The following is a 12,916-nucleotide window of genomic DNA, read 5'->3' on the forward strand; positions in this document are numbered from 1 at the left end:
CGAATGGTCTCCCGATCTCTCTCGATCACGACGTGGACAGCTCGGCGCGCACGGCGTCGGCGACCGGCGCGAACCGGTCGTCGGCGAACCAGCCGCGCACATCCACCGCCTCCGGATACACACCGAGCTGGTGAAAGTTGTCGGCCAGATCCTGGGTGCCGTCGACGGCATCCTGTCCGATCACACCGAAATCTCCCGCGCCCGAGTACGAGAGGCGCCGCTGCTGGACCAGGTCGTAGTAGACCTCCTTTTCCAAGGTGGAGTCGCCGAATCCGCCCAGCGCCGCGAATTCGGCGACCGCGGTCTCCGGGTTCGCTTCGATCCAGCGCTGCGCATCCCGGACATTGCGGACCAGGGTGGCGACTTCGCGCGGATGGTCGAAGGCGAACCGTTCGGAGGCGACGAAGAACGCGTAGTCGTAGGTGCGTACTCCGGGCAGTACATCGGCATCGTGTTTGCGCCGGGCGAGTTCGATGGTGGGCTGCCAGTTGATCCAGGCGTCGACATGCCGCTGCGCGAACGCGGCTTCCGCGTCGGCGGCGGTGAGGTTGACGTACTCGATATCGTCGATCGTCAGCCCGGCGGACTCCAGATACTTGACGAGACTGTAGGTCCCGGTGGTGCCCTGGTGATCGGCTACCCTGCGGCCGGCGAGATCGGCCGCGGACTTGATGACGGAACCCTTGTGGACCAGGATGTCGACCTCGTTCGCCGGCAGCGGATAGGCGACCAGCGGCACCACCGGCACACCGCCGCCGATGGCGTAGATGACCGCGGTCGCGGTGGCGAAGGAGAACTCGATACTGCCGGCCTTGATCGCTTCCATGACCGGGAGCGACGCGGGGAACCCGGTCGGGAACGAAACCGGCAACCCTACCTCGGCGCTCACGTCGAAACCGCCGAGCCGGTGCGACAGGATCGTGCCCGGTTCGGCCTTACCGTCGCCGATCAGGGCGTACCGGATCTCGGTCAGCGCCGCGGGCGCCGAGGAACCCGGTCCGCAGGCCGACAGGGCCGCGGCGCCGGCGACGCCGAGCGCACCGAGACCGGTGACCTTCAGGAACCCACGCCTGTTCAGCGATAACGGTGACGTGCTCATACTGTGGTGCCTTTCCGGGATTGCCGCACCGAACGGTCGGCGGCGAGGAGATCGTCGAGGAGACGCTGCTCGAGATCGGCGAGCTGTGCGTCGCCGCGGCGGCGTGGCCTGGGCTGCTCGACGGTGAGGTCGGTGGTGATCCCTTCCGCGGTCAGCAGCAGCACCCGATCGGCCAGCATCAGCGCTTCTTCGACATCGTGGGTGACCAGTACGACGGTCCGCGGATCCTGTGCCAGCAGCGATTCGACGAGTCCGTGCATATTCACCCTGGTGATGGCGTCCAGGGCGCCGAACGGCTCGTCCAGCAGCAGGATATCGGGATGATGCAGCAGCGCCCGTGCCAGCGCGACCCGCTGCCGCTGACCGCCGGAAAGCTCTGCGGGCCAGTCCTTCTCCCGGCCCGCGAGGCCGACCCGGTCGAGCAGCCGGCGTGCCGCGTCCTCCCGGCGCCGGGTCGCCAGCGTGACATTGCCGAGCACCGATTTCCACGGCAGCAGGCGGTCCTCCTGGAACATCATCCGGGCCGAATAGGAGGACGCGCCGACCGGTGTCACCGTCCCCTCGGTGGGCGCCTCGAGTTGCGCGAGCAGGCGCAGCAGACTCGATTTGCCGACACCGCTCGGACCGACCACAGCGACGAACTGGCCCGGTTCGACCGTGAGGTCCAGGTCACGCAGAACCCAGTTGTCTCGGTACCGGATACCTGCCCCGCGCAGCGTCAGGCCCACTCGCTGCTTCGTCCGCTCGCTCACGATCGCACCTTCCGCATCGTCGGATTCCAGCGCAGGGCCCGGCGCTCGACGAGCCGGGTGATCTGATCGGCGAGCAGACCGGCGAAGGCATAGAGCACGATCGCCAGCACGATACGGTCGGTGCGCAGCATCTCCCGGCCGTTCTGCGCCAGATATCCGATGCCCTCGCGGGTCGCGATGGTCTCGGCGACCACGAGCGTGAGCCACGCGACGCCCAGCGCGTACCGGATCCCGGTCAGGATCATGGGCATCGCGCCCGGCACCACGACGTGACGGATGAGTCCCCAGCGGGTGAGTCCGTAGGAGCTGCCCAACTGGATGAGTTTCTCGTCGACGGTGCGGATTCCGCTCACGGTGTTGAGGTAGACCGGGAAGATCACCCCGAGGGTGACCAGCACCACACGCGGTGTCTCGCCGATACCGAACGCCGCGATGAGCAGCGGCACCAGCGCCAGATGCGGCAGCGCCCGCACCATCTGCAGACTCCGGTCGAACACACCCTCCGCCAGCCGGGACAGTCCGACCGCGAAGCCGAACGCGAGACCGATGGCGGCGCCGATACCGAAACCGATCGCCACCCGGCGCAGGCTGACCAGGATGTGGTCCGGTAGTTCGCCGCTGCGCCACAGCGCGCCGGCGGTATCGAGCACCACGGACGGTGCGGGCAGGACCGCCGGCGAGATGATCCCGGCGCGCGAGGTCCACTGCCAGGCCGCGACGATGAGCACCGGCACCACCCAGGGCAGCAGCGCGCGCGGATTCCAGCCGAACCTGCTGGTCAGCGCCTGTCGCCGCGGTGCGGCCGGAGCCGCCGCGGCCACCGATCCGGTCATCGGCGGTCTTCGTTCACTTGCGGATACATGACTCTCCTGTCGTGCTTCTCCAGGCACGGTAGAGCCGCCGCATGCAACTGTCGCCAGTTGTATACAGCTGCGTTCAGAAGTCTGTTCTTCGCGCCGCCACTGTGATATCGGTGAACGATCGCGTCCCCGCTCCGAGGAGAACCCCATGCCCGAATCCCGTGATTCATCGGATTCGCCGTACCGCCGGTTGCGCTCCCGCATCGTCGGCGGGACCTACCCGCCCGGCACCCTGCTGGTCCCGGCGAATGTCGGAGCGGACCTCGGCGTCTCCCGCACCCCGGTGCGGGAAGCACTGATGCGGCTGGAGGTCGAGGGACTGATGACGAAGGAGACACGCGGTTTCGTCGTCCGGGTCCGCACACCGGAGGAGATCCTCGATATCTGCGAAGCACGAATCGCCCTGGAAGCCACCGTCGCCCGCAGCGCGGCTGCCCGCCGCACCGAGTTCGATCTCGCCAAACTCCAGCACCTGCTGGACTCCACCCGGGGACTCAGCGGCCAGGAACGGCTCGACCGACACGCGGAATGGCATGTCGCACTACGTCATGCCGCCCACAACACGACCACGCTGGAACTGATGGCCCTCCTCGATGCCCGCCTGCGGGTCTACGACGGCGCGGGCTCGCGCACCAGGGACAACCTGGATCTCATCGAGGACGAACACATCCAGATCTTCGAGGCGATCCGCGACCGCGACCCCGAACGCGCGGCGAAAACCATGGAGACCCACCAATCCCGCACCCGCGACCTGCGCCTCGCCGAGATGACCCACCGGCGCTGACCGGACCACGCCGGGATCGCCGAACGCGCCGACCCCCCGTTCCAATCGTGGGCGCGTCCTCTCGGCCCATCCCACGATGGCCACCCGGGCCCGCCCCACCGACACAACGGCGGACCCGGCAGCGAATCGTTCGCACTCCGAACACAAACGACCGGATCGGCGCGCCGCCTCGCGCCGCCCGGCGGGAGCCCCTCCCCCGGTTCAGATCATCGAGCGGTGCATGCCCTGCGGTTCTCCACCCAACTGTGTCAGTGCCGAGGCGTGGAAGATGGAGCCGGGCACATGGATCGCGTGCGCCAGGCCGGCATGCGCGTCCCGGAAGAACCGTTGCATGGGGAATCGGTAGTGCAGCGCCCCGCCACCGGACCTGGCGAAGATCTCGTCCACCGCGCGGACCGCGCGCCATGCCGCCGCGGTCTGGGTGCGCCGGCCGATCGCGCGTTCTTCGAAGCCGATCTCCCGGCCCTTTTCCGTACTGTCCCAGAACCGGTCGACGTTCTCGAGCAGCGCCGCCCGGGAGGCGGCGATTTCGGCGGCCGCCTCCCCGATCGCGAACAGCACGTACGGGTCCTCCTTGATCGGGATACCGGTCACCGCGACCCGCTCGCGCTGGGCGGCGATATGGCAGGCCAGTGCTCCCTCGGCGATGCCGATCACCGCGGAGGTGATACCCAGCGGGAACATGCAGGAGAAGGGCATCTGGTACAGGGTTTCGGTCCGGCCCGCCCGGCGCACGGCGGTACCGTCCATCACCTCCGCGGCCGAGAGTGTGCGGTAGGCGGGAACGAACGCGTTCTGCACGAGCAGATCCTTGGACCCCGTGCCGCGCAACCCGATCACATCCCAGGAGTCCGCGACGATCTCGTAATCGGACCGGGGCAGGATCACGTGCAGCGAATCGGGCGGCAGTACCGGCTTCCCGGCAGCATCGCCGACCAGCGCACCCAGGAACGCCCACTGACAGTGGTCGGTCCCGGAGGAGAACGACCAGCGTCCGTTGAGCAGGTAGCCGCCGTCGACGGGGGTCGCCACGCCCATCGGCGCGTACGGTGACGCGACCCAGGTGTCCGGATCGGTGCCCCAGATCTCCTCCTGCACCCGGGGATCGGCGAAGGCTAGCTCCCACGGGTGCACACCGACGATACCGGTGACCCAGCCCGCCGCCCCGTCCATCGCGGCGATGGTCATGGTGGTCTCCGCGAATTCCCGGGGATGGCATTCGAGTCCGCCGTATGTTTTCGGCTGTAGCATCCGTATCGCACCGGATTCACGGAGTCGGCGCGCCGAGGTGTCGGCGAGGCGCATGAGCCGGTCGCCTTCGGTTCCCGCGGCGCGGATTTCTTCCGCGTACTGCTCGATCCGGTCCGTTACCTGCCCCATGGCCCAACTTCCTGTTCGATGTCCCGCGCAGACGCGTACACCCACGTCTTCCCGCTGCCGAGGCTGCCGGCCGTGTCGCTGTTCTGTCACAGAGCCTTCCGATGAGCGAGACGATCACCGGAGTCCGGCGGCTCAGTGCGATCCCAGCGCCTCCAGCGGTCGAACGCCTGTGTGCGGATCCGTCCGGTCGCCCGGGCCGGGGAAGAGGGTGCGCGAGATCTCGCGGGACAGGTTCACCACCAGCGGCGCGACCCGGTCGATTCGCGCGGTGCGCGCGTCACCGCACAGTGAGACCGCGGCGACCGGACCGGCGTCACCGCGCACCGCGGCGCCGACACAGGCCACCCCGGGCGCCGATTCGCTGTCGTCGAAGGCGAGCCCGCCGCGCAGCCGGATACGACTGAGCTCGCGGTGCAGCATCGCGCGCTCGGCGATCGTATTGCCGGTGCGGCGGGGCAGCGCCGGGCGATAGAGGCGATCGACCGACTCCGGTTCCAAACCCGCCAGAATCGCTTTCCCACCGGCCGTGCAGTAGGCGGGGGCGGATCCCCCCACCCGGGAGGGCAATCGGGCGGCGAACCGCCCACCGACCTTGTCGAGATAGACGGTGTCGCCGCCGTCGAGCACCGTCAGGTGCACCACCAGTCCGGTCCGCAGATGCAGTTCGTGCAGCAGCGGGGCCGCCGCTGCCCGGATCCGGTCGTGCCCGTCACCGCCGAGTCCGCGGGCGCGGCGGCCCAGCGCGTACCCCAGGGAGGTGTGCTCGACCCAGCAGGACTCGGTGAGCTGGTGCAGGATGCGGTAGACGGTGGAGCGCGGCAGCCGCGCACGCCGCGCGACCTCCTCGAGGGACAGCCGCGAGCTCCGATTGTCGAACGCATCCAGGATCCGGGTCATCCGCTCGACCATGGACAGCGGCAGGTCCGGTTTGCCGGTCTGCTCGGCGATACCGTTCCCCGAATCAATGATGGTCATCGACTTCTCCAAAAGCGCTGCTCAGAAGCCTTTCATAGGCAAAAACTGAAATTGATTCTCGAATCACAGTAACACCCGGCAGCTCCCGCGGAGCGGAAACGACGAGTTACCCGCAAGCACAGCTCGTGACCCGGTCCGGACCGGTCCGGCGACCGCCGCGCGTACCTCTCCCCCGTGGACCTGCCCGCCCCCGCGGGACCAGCGCGCCCGACCCCCGGACCGTGGTCTCGCTCAGTGGCAACGTCCGCAGGTCTTCCCGGCGCGCCGTGAGAGGTTGTCAGCCGCTACGCACCGTGAACGAGAGGGTCGCCACCATGACGACACCGGCAGACGCACAGCAGCGCCTCAATGAAGTCATCACGCGGCTGACCGGACCGGGTGGCCGGTTCGAGATCACCGCGGAAGAGGTGCTCGGCGCCACCATGCCCGTGCTGCGGCATCGCGGGCGCGCGGTCGGCGACCTGGTGGCCGCGTCCCGGGCCTGGAAGGACCGCGACTACCTGGTGACCGCCGACCGGCGTATCTCCTATGACCAGCACGCCGATGCCGTCGCCGCGCTGGCCACCGCATTGCGCGACGAGTACGGGGTGGGCCGGGGCGACCGAGTCGCGCTGCTGGCCGCCAACTGTCCCGAATGGGTGACGGCGTTCTGGGCCGCACAGTGCCTGGGTGCCGTCGCTGTCGGGCTGAACAGCTGGTGGATGCCCCGCGAGATCGAGTACGGACTCCGGCACAGCCGCCCGCGGGTGCTGATCGTCGATGCCAAACGTGCCGCTCTCCTGGCCGATATCGATACCGCGGAAATCGCCGTGCTCACCGTCGAGGCCGACGTTCCGCGGCTCGTCGCGGCCCACTCCGGCGCCGAATTGCCCCGGGCCGAGGTCGACGAGGACGATCCATCGGTCATCCTCTACACCAGCGGCACCAGCGGCCGGCCCAAAGGCGCGCTGCATTCCCAGCGCAACCTGCTCGCGGTCGTCGACTACCACCGCTTCTCCGACGCCATGGCGGCGGCGTTCACCGGACACGCCTACTCCGACACCGAGCCGAGTCAGCTGCGCTATCTGCTGACCTCACCGCTGTTCCATATCGCCGGCCTGCACAACCTGGTGGTGCCACGACTGGCGACCGGGAGCACCGTGGTGATGTACCAGGGCGCGTTCGCCGCGGATACGGTGCTGGGACTGATCGAACGGGAACGAGTCACGAACTGGGGTGCGGTGCCGACCATGGCCACACGCCTGCTCGAGCACGACGATATAGACAACTACGATCTTTCGTCGCTGACGGCATTCGCGCTCGCCTCGGCCCCGTCGTCGATCGCGCTCAAAGACCGGCTGCGGCAGCGGTTCCCGTTCGCCCGCGACGCCCTGGTCGACAGCTACGGGCTCACCGAATGCAGTACCGCCATCGCGGTCGCCACGACCGCCGAGCTCGAGCAGTACCCCGGTACGCTCGGCCGGCCTATTCTCACGGTATCGGTCGAGATCCGTGACCCGTTCGGGGAGCGTGTCCCCGACGGCACCGAGGGCGAGGTGTGCGTGCGCAGCCCCTTCGTCATGCTCGGCTACTGGGCGGACGAGGCGGCCACCGCCGCTGCGATCACCCCGGACCGCTGGTTGCGCACCGGCGATTTCGGCGTCCTGGAGGACGGCCGGCTGCGGTTGACCGGCCGCCGCTCGGACCTGATCCTGCGCGGCGGCGAGAACGTGTACCCCACCGAGATCGAGCAGTGCCTGGACGAACATCCCGCCGTCGCGGAGTGCGCCGTCGTGGGTGTTCCGCACGAGGATCTGGGGCAGGAGGTGGCGGCGATCGTCGTGGTACGCCCGGGGGCGAGCGTCGACGAGGCGCGAATGCACGAGTACGCCGCCGCGCGGCTGTCGTATTACAAAGTGCCCGGCCGCTGGCGGATCACCACCGAGCCGCTGCCGCGCAACGCCACCGGGAAGGTGATCCGGCGCGGTCTCACCGCCTGAACGACTCCGGCCACTCCGCGAGCAGCAGATCGCACGCCGTCCGCAGGTCCGCTTCGGCGTCGGCGATGGTGATCCGGCCGTTGAGACACGACTGGATGATGCCGAAGACCGAATGGATCAGTACCCGCAGCAGCCGGGCATCCCGTTCGGTGACCTGCTCGATCCCGGCGGCGTCGTACAGCAGTTGCCGGAAATTGCGGTCCACCCCGGCCGTATCCGGCACCGCGGACGCCCGGGCCGCGCTGTTGGACTGGATCATCGCGGTGGCCAGCAGTGGCCGGCCCAGCAGTACGCGAACCACCTGCAGCAATCTGTCGTGGACCGCGTCCCGGGCGCTGCGCTCCGGGTGGGACCCCCGGGCGTACTTCGCGCGCATCCGGTCGATCTGGTCGAGCATGACCGCCACGAACAAATGGGTTTTGGACGGGAAGTACCGGTACAGGGTGGCGACCGCGACACCCGCGAGTTTGGCCACCTCGTGCATCTGGACTCGGTCGAGTTCCTTGTCGGTGGCCAGCGTCGCGGCGGCGTCGAGGATCCGGCCCACACGGGCACGCTGCTCGGTGGAACTCGGTGCCGCGGCATCGCGTGTCTCGGCGATCCTCGGCATAACTCCCCTTCCTCGTCCCACCTCCCGGTATCCGTCCCGCCGGCACCGGCCGCCCGAGACCGGCAGCGGACTTCTTCCTCGGGTGAGACCGTCCGCCGCGGAGTCGACGCTACCGACCCGGCACCACCGCCCGGTGGCCGCGGTCCCGGCCAGTGAGAGCGCCGGCCGCGAGCCCGGCCACGGCCTCCTATGTGGCCGCGAAATGGGGTGTGACCGGTCTGCCGGGCCGGCCGCGGGGATGCCCGATCAGAAGCGTGACCGCCGGAAACCGCCCTCGGAGTCGAGCACCTGCCCGACCACCCAGCGGCCCGCGTCGGAGACCAGCCATTCGATCAGCCGGGCCGGGTCGTCTGGCCGGCCGGCCCGGCCGCGCGGAAAGGCGCAGTGGACCTGTTCGACGAATTCCGGGGGCAGGTCCGTGGTATTCGGGGCGAGGAAGCCCGTATCGACCGGGCCGGGGTTGACGGTGTTGAGCACGATGCCGCGGTCGATCAGTTCGTCGGCGACCGTCGCCGTCATGCCCGCCAGCACCGATTTCGCCGAGCCGTAGGCGATTTCGCCGCGCATCGGCGCCAGATGCTGACCGGAGGTCATCCAGATCACCCGGCCGCGATCGGCGACCTCGCCCCGATCGGGACGGAACTGCCGCGCGAACGCCCGGGTGAGCAGCAGCACCGAGCGGGCGTCCACGGCCCAGTGCGCGTCCAGCATCGCGGCGTCGATATCGAACAGGGTCCCGTCGCCGCCGCTTCGGGCGTGATTGGCGATCAGGATGTCCACCTGCCCGAATTCGGCGACCGCGGCGTCCACGACCTCCGCCGGTGCGGCGGGGTCGGCGAAATCGATACTGTGGTCCACCACCCGTGGCGCGGCGGACAATCCGCGGCGGATCGCATCGATATCGTCGGCGCCCCAGGGTTGTTCCTCGTCGTGGGGCCGCCAATGGGTCAGGTAGAGCGCGGCGCCCCGATCGGCCAGCCGCCGGGCGATCGCGTAGCCGATCCCGGCGCGGCGTCCCACTCCGGTCACCACGGCCACTCGTCCGGTGAGATCTCCCTCGGCGTGCATCACCGGCCATTGCACTGTCCACCGGCCGTCGGCGCAAGTGATTTCCGGCACGGGTCACCTCGCGGTACCGGTTCGGCGACAGTACCTTCCACACGGCCGCGCACCATCGGTGCGATGATCGCTGTGCAGCGCCCGGTTTCCGCGGGCACAGTCAGGAGAACGGAGGCCGCCGGGTGGGTATCGGAATTTCCGGGGTGAGTGTGGGCCACTGGACCGACGAGGTGGGCCGGACCGGCTGCACGGTGCTCCTGTTGCCGGCGGGCACCGTCGCCTCGTGCGAGGTGCGCGGCGGCGCCCCGGCCAGTCGTGAACTCGACGCCCTGTCCCCGGACAAAGCCGTGGTCGCCATCGATGCTGTCGTACTGACCGGCGGGTCGGCCTTCGGTCTCGCCGCGGCCGACGGTGTCATGCGCTACCTCGAAGAACAGGACCGCGGCGTCCCTACTCCCGCTGGGCGGGTACCGATCGTCCCCACGCTGGCACTCTTCGACCTCGGCGCGGGCGATCCCGCGGCCCGGCCCACCGCCGAGTCCGGTTACCGCGCGGCCCGGGCGGCCGCCGGGGAGCAGATCCTCGTGGGCCGCGTCGGCGCGGGCACCGGCGCCCATACCTCCCAGTGGCGCGGGCCGCAGCTGCGCCGGCCGGGCGGCCTGGGCTACGCCGAGCGCCGGCTGGGTGATCTGGTGGTCGGTGCGCTGTGCGCGGTCAACGCTTTCGGCGATATCGACCTCGGCGCGGCGGATATCTCGCTGGACGCGGTACTGCGGCTCGAGGGCGGGTTCGATTTCGCGCGCACCCGCGACCACACCACCATCGGCGCTGTTCTCACCAATGCCCGGCTGGACAAACCGGGCTGCCGCATCGTCGCCCAGGGCGCCCACGACGGCCTGTCCCGCGCCCTGACGCCGCCGCACACCCGCTTCGACGGCGACGGCTTCATCGCCGCCGCCACCGGCGCTGTCGACGCACACGTCGATACGGTGCGGCTGATGGCGCTGGCCGCCGTCGTCGACGCGATCCGCTCGGTCGCCGCCCGCGAAACCTGAACCGGCGCGGACGGTCCGCTCGCACCACGCCTTCGGCGGGACGTCACCACCGGAAGCGGCCTGGTGACCGGATAGCGACCGGTCGGTGATTCAGCGGCCGAACACCGTGTTCAGTACCTCCGCCGCGGCCCGGTTCAGCGGCGCCAGTACCCGCCGGTTCAGGAATACGAGCGGGCGCACGACGACGAAATCCCACACTGCCGCCAGCGCACGCAGCACCGGACGCAGCACCGTCCGATAGACGAAGACACACGGCACCACGACCAGCACCCGCACCACCGCGGTCGCCCCACGCCAGCCATAGGACACGATCGTCGCGAGGAGCATCCAGCACGGCCGCAGCACCCATCGCCACAGCAACTGCAGCGGCCACACAACACTCCACCGCCACAGCCACTCCACGGTCGACTCGATCGCACCCAGCACCGGTCGAAGGACCCAGCGCCACAGCAGTTCGAGTCCCGGCAGCAGCAGCCGCTGCCACAGCCATCGTTCGATCGCATGCCGCAGCGGCCGCAGCAGCCAGTCCATGAGCAGCGCCCCCAGCGGCGTGAGCACCATGCCCCACACCACATGCTGGAGCGCCCACCCCCACACCACATCCTTGACGAACAGCCACAGCGGCCGCACCACCCAGTACCAGAGAAACCGGCCCACCGGCACCAACAGCCGTTCCAGTACGTAGACGCCCGCCGCGACGACCGCCCGCCCGCACAGCTTCACCGCCTCCCAGAGCAACCGCAGCGGCACCAGCAGCACCACCGCCAGGCCCCGCGCGACCCATTCGCCGATCGACACCCGTTGCCGGGGTTCCCGTGGATCTGTCGAAGACATCGAATCCTCCTCCCGCCCGGAATCATCGCACCCCCGGGCACCACCGGTACAGGTAGTCCCCGGTCTGCGGCCGAGTGGAGATCCGCGGCGTTGGCGGTCGCCGCGCTGATCGGCCGGGAGCTGCCCGGCACCACGGTCGGCACCGCGATCGTGTCCATCCACCCGCGCCACCCCAACGCGCTGGCCATGCAGGCGCAAACAGCACAGGCCGCCGTCGGCGGCCGTTTCGAACTCGGCCTGGGCCTGTCCTTGCCGGAGATCGCCGCCGGCTACGGAAATACCCACCCACGCATCCGATACCTGCGCGAATACCTCACCGCCCTGCGCGAACTGCTGCACACCGGCGCAGTCGACCACACCGGCGAGACACTGGTGGCCAAGTCGCCGACACGCAGCGCGATGCCGGCCCTCCACTCGCCGGTGCCCATGCTGCTGGCTACTTCCGGCCCACTGACCCTGCGGGTCGCGGCCGAACTCGCCGACAGCGCCCTTCCACTACTCACCGGGCCGAACACGCTGGCCGACTTCACCATCCCCACACTCGCCCGACGAGCCGCGGCAGCCGGTCGGACGATGCCGCGGGTGCTGGGCATGGTGGGTGGAGTGGTGACCGCTGACGTGGCAGGCGCACGCGAGCGAGCAGCGCAGCAGATGAACAGATACGGCGAGATGCCCGCGTATCGGGCGCTACTGAACACTCACTCGGATCCGGCTCGTCGGGCCGGCTTTGCGCGTCGGCAGGCCCGAGCGGATCGGTAACTCGGCCACCCGGCCAAGCACCGGGACAGCATCGGCCGGATGTCACACACGACGAGCCGGCTCCGTCGACTCTGCAGCAGACAAGAACCATGCCATACCCGCCCAGACCTACGGAGTTCCGATGACCGCTTCCGCCCGGACCGCCCCCGTCCTCGTACGTTGCGCTGAGGCCGAGACCCTCCAGGACGGCGCGCTGAGCCTGATCACCCTCCTCGCCGACGCCGGCGCCACCGGAGGCGCACTCACCGCCAACAAAGCGACCCTGCACAAGGGCTCACCCGGTGCGCCCGCGCATTTCCACACCGCCGCAACCGAGATGTTCCTGGTGCTCGAAGGTTCCGTGCGGATCCTGCTCGGCGAGCAGGTCGTACGGCTCGAACAGGGTGATTTCCTGACGGTGCCGCCCACGGTCCCCCATGCCTTCGCCCCGGCCGCCGGGACCGAGGCGGAACTGCTCGTGGTCTTCACCCCGGGACTGCACCGATTCGACTACTACCGGCTGCTCGAGCGGGTCCACCGCGGCGAGGCGAGTGTCGAGGAGATCCGCGCGAGCTCGCAGCGCTACGACAACCACTACGTCGACAGCCCGGTCTGGCGCGCCGAACTCGCCCTGGCCTGATCGCTCGAGCTCGCCGCAGCGGCACATACTCTCGAGTCGTCGCCGGATAACGGCTTCCACCGGCGGCTCGCCCGACAGCAGCACGACCGTGGAGCGGCGAGCGGCTCCTGTACCCCGGGCCGGTTCGCTCGACGAGCCGATACGCAGCCGG

The 12,916-nt window shown here is 69.5% G+C and carries 13 protein-coding genes; 5 read left to right on the forward strand and 8 right to left on the reverse strand.

What is annotated here, in order from left to right:
- Window positions 1-25: 25 nt before the first annotated feature.
- The 3 genes from NF4_RS31715 to NF4_RS38275 are packed head-to-tail and all read right to left on the reverse strand — an operon-like array spanning window position 26 to window position 2,684.
- Complete coding sequence (locus NF4_RS31715) at window positions 26-1,099, reverse strand: NrtA/SsuA/CpmA family ABC transporter substrate-binding protein (protein WP_063131072.1); 1,074 nt, start codon at window positions 1,097-1,099, stop codon at window positions 26-28.
- Window positions 1,096-1,851 carry an ABC transporter ATP-binding protein gene (locus NF4_RS31720; protein ID WP_157120711.1) on the reverse strand — a complete coding sequence of 252 codons (756 nt, stop codon included), beginning with the start codon at window positions 1,849-1,851 and terminating at the stop codon, window positions 1,096-1,098. Before NF4_RS31720 ends, NF4_RS31715 begins: the two co-directional genes overlap by 4 nt.
- Entirely contained in the window at window positions 1,848-2,684 is an 837-nt protein-coding gene (locus NF4_RS38275; RefSeq protein ID WP_157120712.1) for an ABC transporter permease, read from the reverse strand. Before NF4_RS38275 ends, NF4_RS31720 begins: the two co-directional genes overlap by 4 nt.
- Window positions 2,685-2,859: 175 nt before the next feature.
- Between NF4_RS38275 and NF4_RS31730 the strand changes: the two genes are divergently transcribed.
- The gene (locus NF4_RS31730) at window positions 2,860-3,495 is read left to right on the forward strand and encodes a GntR family transcriptional regulator (RefSeq protein ID WP_063131073.1); all 636 of its coding nucleotides are present in this window, start codon (window positions 2,860-2,862) and stop codon (window positions 3,493-3,495) included.
- Between the two features lie 201 nt (window positions 3,496-3,696).
- Here NF4_RS31730 and NF4_RS31735 read toward each other — a convergent pair whose 3' ends face one another.
- Complete coding sequence (locus NF4_RS31735) at window positions 3,697-4,875, reverse strand: acyl-CoA dehydrogenase family protein (RefSeq protein WP_063131074.1); 1,179 nt, start codon at window positions 4,873-4,875, stop codon at window positions 3,697-3,699.
- Window positions 4,876-5,007: 132 nt separating this feature from the next.
- Entirely contained in the window at window positions 5,008-5,850 is an 843-nt protein-coding gene (locus NF4_RS31740) for an IclR family transcriptional regulator (protein WP_084533713.1), read from the reverse strand.
- A gap of 314 nt (window positions 5,851-6,164) precedes the next feature.
- Between NF4_RS31740 and casG the strand changes: the two genes are divergently transcribed.
- Window positions 6,165-7,829, forward strand: a complete 1,665-nt coding sequence (casG, locus tag NF4_RS31745) for a steroid-24-oyl-CoA synthetase (RefSeq protein WP_063131106.1) — start codon at window positions 6,165-6,167, stop codon at window positions 7,827-7,829.
- Here the strand turns inward: casG and NF4_RS31750 are convergent.
- A complete protein-coding gene (locus NF4_RS31750) occupies window positions 7,819-8,439 on the reverse strand; it encodes a TetR/AcrR family transcriptional regulator (protein WP_063131075.1) in 621 nt (206 codons plus the stop codon). The genes casG and NF4_RS31750 overlap by 11 nt on opposite strands.
- 246 nt (window positions 8,440-8,685) lie before the next feature.
- Window positions 8,686-9,558, reverse strand: coding sequence for an SDR family oxidoreductase (locus tag NF4_RS31755; RefSeq protein ID WP_232330741.1), 873 nt, complete (start codon window positions 9,556-9,558; stop codon window positions 8,686-8,688).
- A 122-nt stretch (window positions 9,559-9,680) separates the two neighbouring features.
- On the opposite strand from NF4_RS31755, the gene NF4_RS31760 reads away from it, so the two are divergent.
- Window positions 9,681-10,553, forward strand: coding sequence for a P1 family peptidase (locus NF4_RS31760; RefSeq protein ID WP_063131076.1), 873 nt, complete (start codon window positions 9,681-9,683; stop codon window positions 10,551-10,553).
- Between the two features lie 90 nt (window positions 10,554-10,643).
- On the opposite strand, the gene NF4_RS38905 is transcribed toward NF4_RS31760, so the two are convergent.
- Complete coding sequence (locus tag NF4_RS38905; protein ID WP_198165545.1) at window positions 10,644-11,387, reverse strand: hypothetical protein; 744 nt, start codon at window positions 11,385-11,387, stop codon at window positions 10,644-10,646.
- A gap of 90 nt (window positions 11,388-11,477) precedes the next feature.
- Between NF4_RS38905 and NF4_RS38910 the strand changes: the two genes are divergently transcribed.
- Both NF4_RS38910 and NF4_RS31775 read left to right on the forward strand, forming a co-directional pair.
- A complete protein-coding gene (locus tag NF4_RS38910) occupies window positions 11,478-12,146 on the forward strand; it encodes an LLM class flavin-dependent oxidoreductase (protein ID WP_063131078.1) in 669 nt (222 codons plus the stop codon).
- A gap of 121 nt (window positions 12,147-12,267) precedes the next feature.
- Window positions 12,268-12,765 (forward strand): cupin domain-containing protein, encoded by a 498-nt coding sequence (locus NF4_RS31775; protein ID WP_063131079.1) that lies wholly within the window; start codon window positions 12,268-12,270, stop codon window positions 12,763-12,765.
- Window positions 12,766-12,916 lie beyond the last annotated feature (151 nt).

The organism is Nocardia fusca NBRC 14340, from assembly GCF_001618425.1.
Classification (GTDB): domain Bacteria; phylum Actinomycetota; class Actinomycetes; order Mycobacteriales; family Mycobacteriaceae; genus Nocardia; species Nocardia fusca.

What these genes read in the sequence shown, in the direction of transcription:
- casG (WP_063131106.1), top strand. Translation starts at nt 6,165, where the DNA reads ATGACGACACCGGCAGACGCACAGCAGCGCCTCAATGAAGTCATCACG.
- NF4_RS31730 (WP_063131073.1), top strand. Translation starts at nt 2,860, where the DNA reads ATGCCCGAATCCCGTGATTCATCGGATTCGCCGTACCGCCGGTTGCGC.
- NF4_RS31740 (WP_084533713.1), bottom strand. Translation starts at nt 5,850, where the DNA reads ATGACCATCATTGATTCGGGGAACGGTATCGCCGAGCAGACCGGCAAA.
- NF4_RS31735 (WP_063131074.1), bottom strand. Translation starts at nt 4,875, where the DNA reads ATGGGGCAGGTAACGGACCGGATCGAGCAGTACGCGGAAGAAATCCGC.
- NF4_RS31750 (WP_063131075.1), bottom strand. Translation starts at nt 8,439, where the DNA reads ATGCCGAGGATCGCCGAGACACGCGATGCCGCGGCACCGAGTTCCACC.
- NF4_RS38275 (WP_157120712.1), bottom strand. Translation starts at nt 2,684, where the DNA reads ATGACCGGATCGGTGGCCGCGGCGGCTCCGGCCGCACCGCGGCGACAG.
- NF4_RS38905 (WP_198165545.1), bottom strand. Translation starts at nt 11,387, where the DNA reads ATGTCTTCGACAGATCCACGGGAACCCCGGCAACGGGTGTCGATCGGC.
- NF4_RS31775 (WP_063131079.1), top strand. Translation starts at nt 12,268, where the DNA reads ATGACCGCTTCCGCCCGGACCGCCCCCGTCCTCGTACGTTGCGCTGAG.
- NF4_RS31715 (WP_063131072.1), bottom strand. Translation starts at nt 1,099, where the DNA reads ATGAGCACGTCACCGTTATCGCTGAACAGGCGTGGGTTCCTGAAGGTC.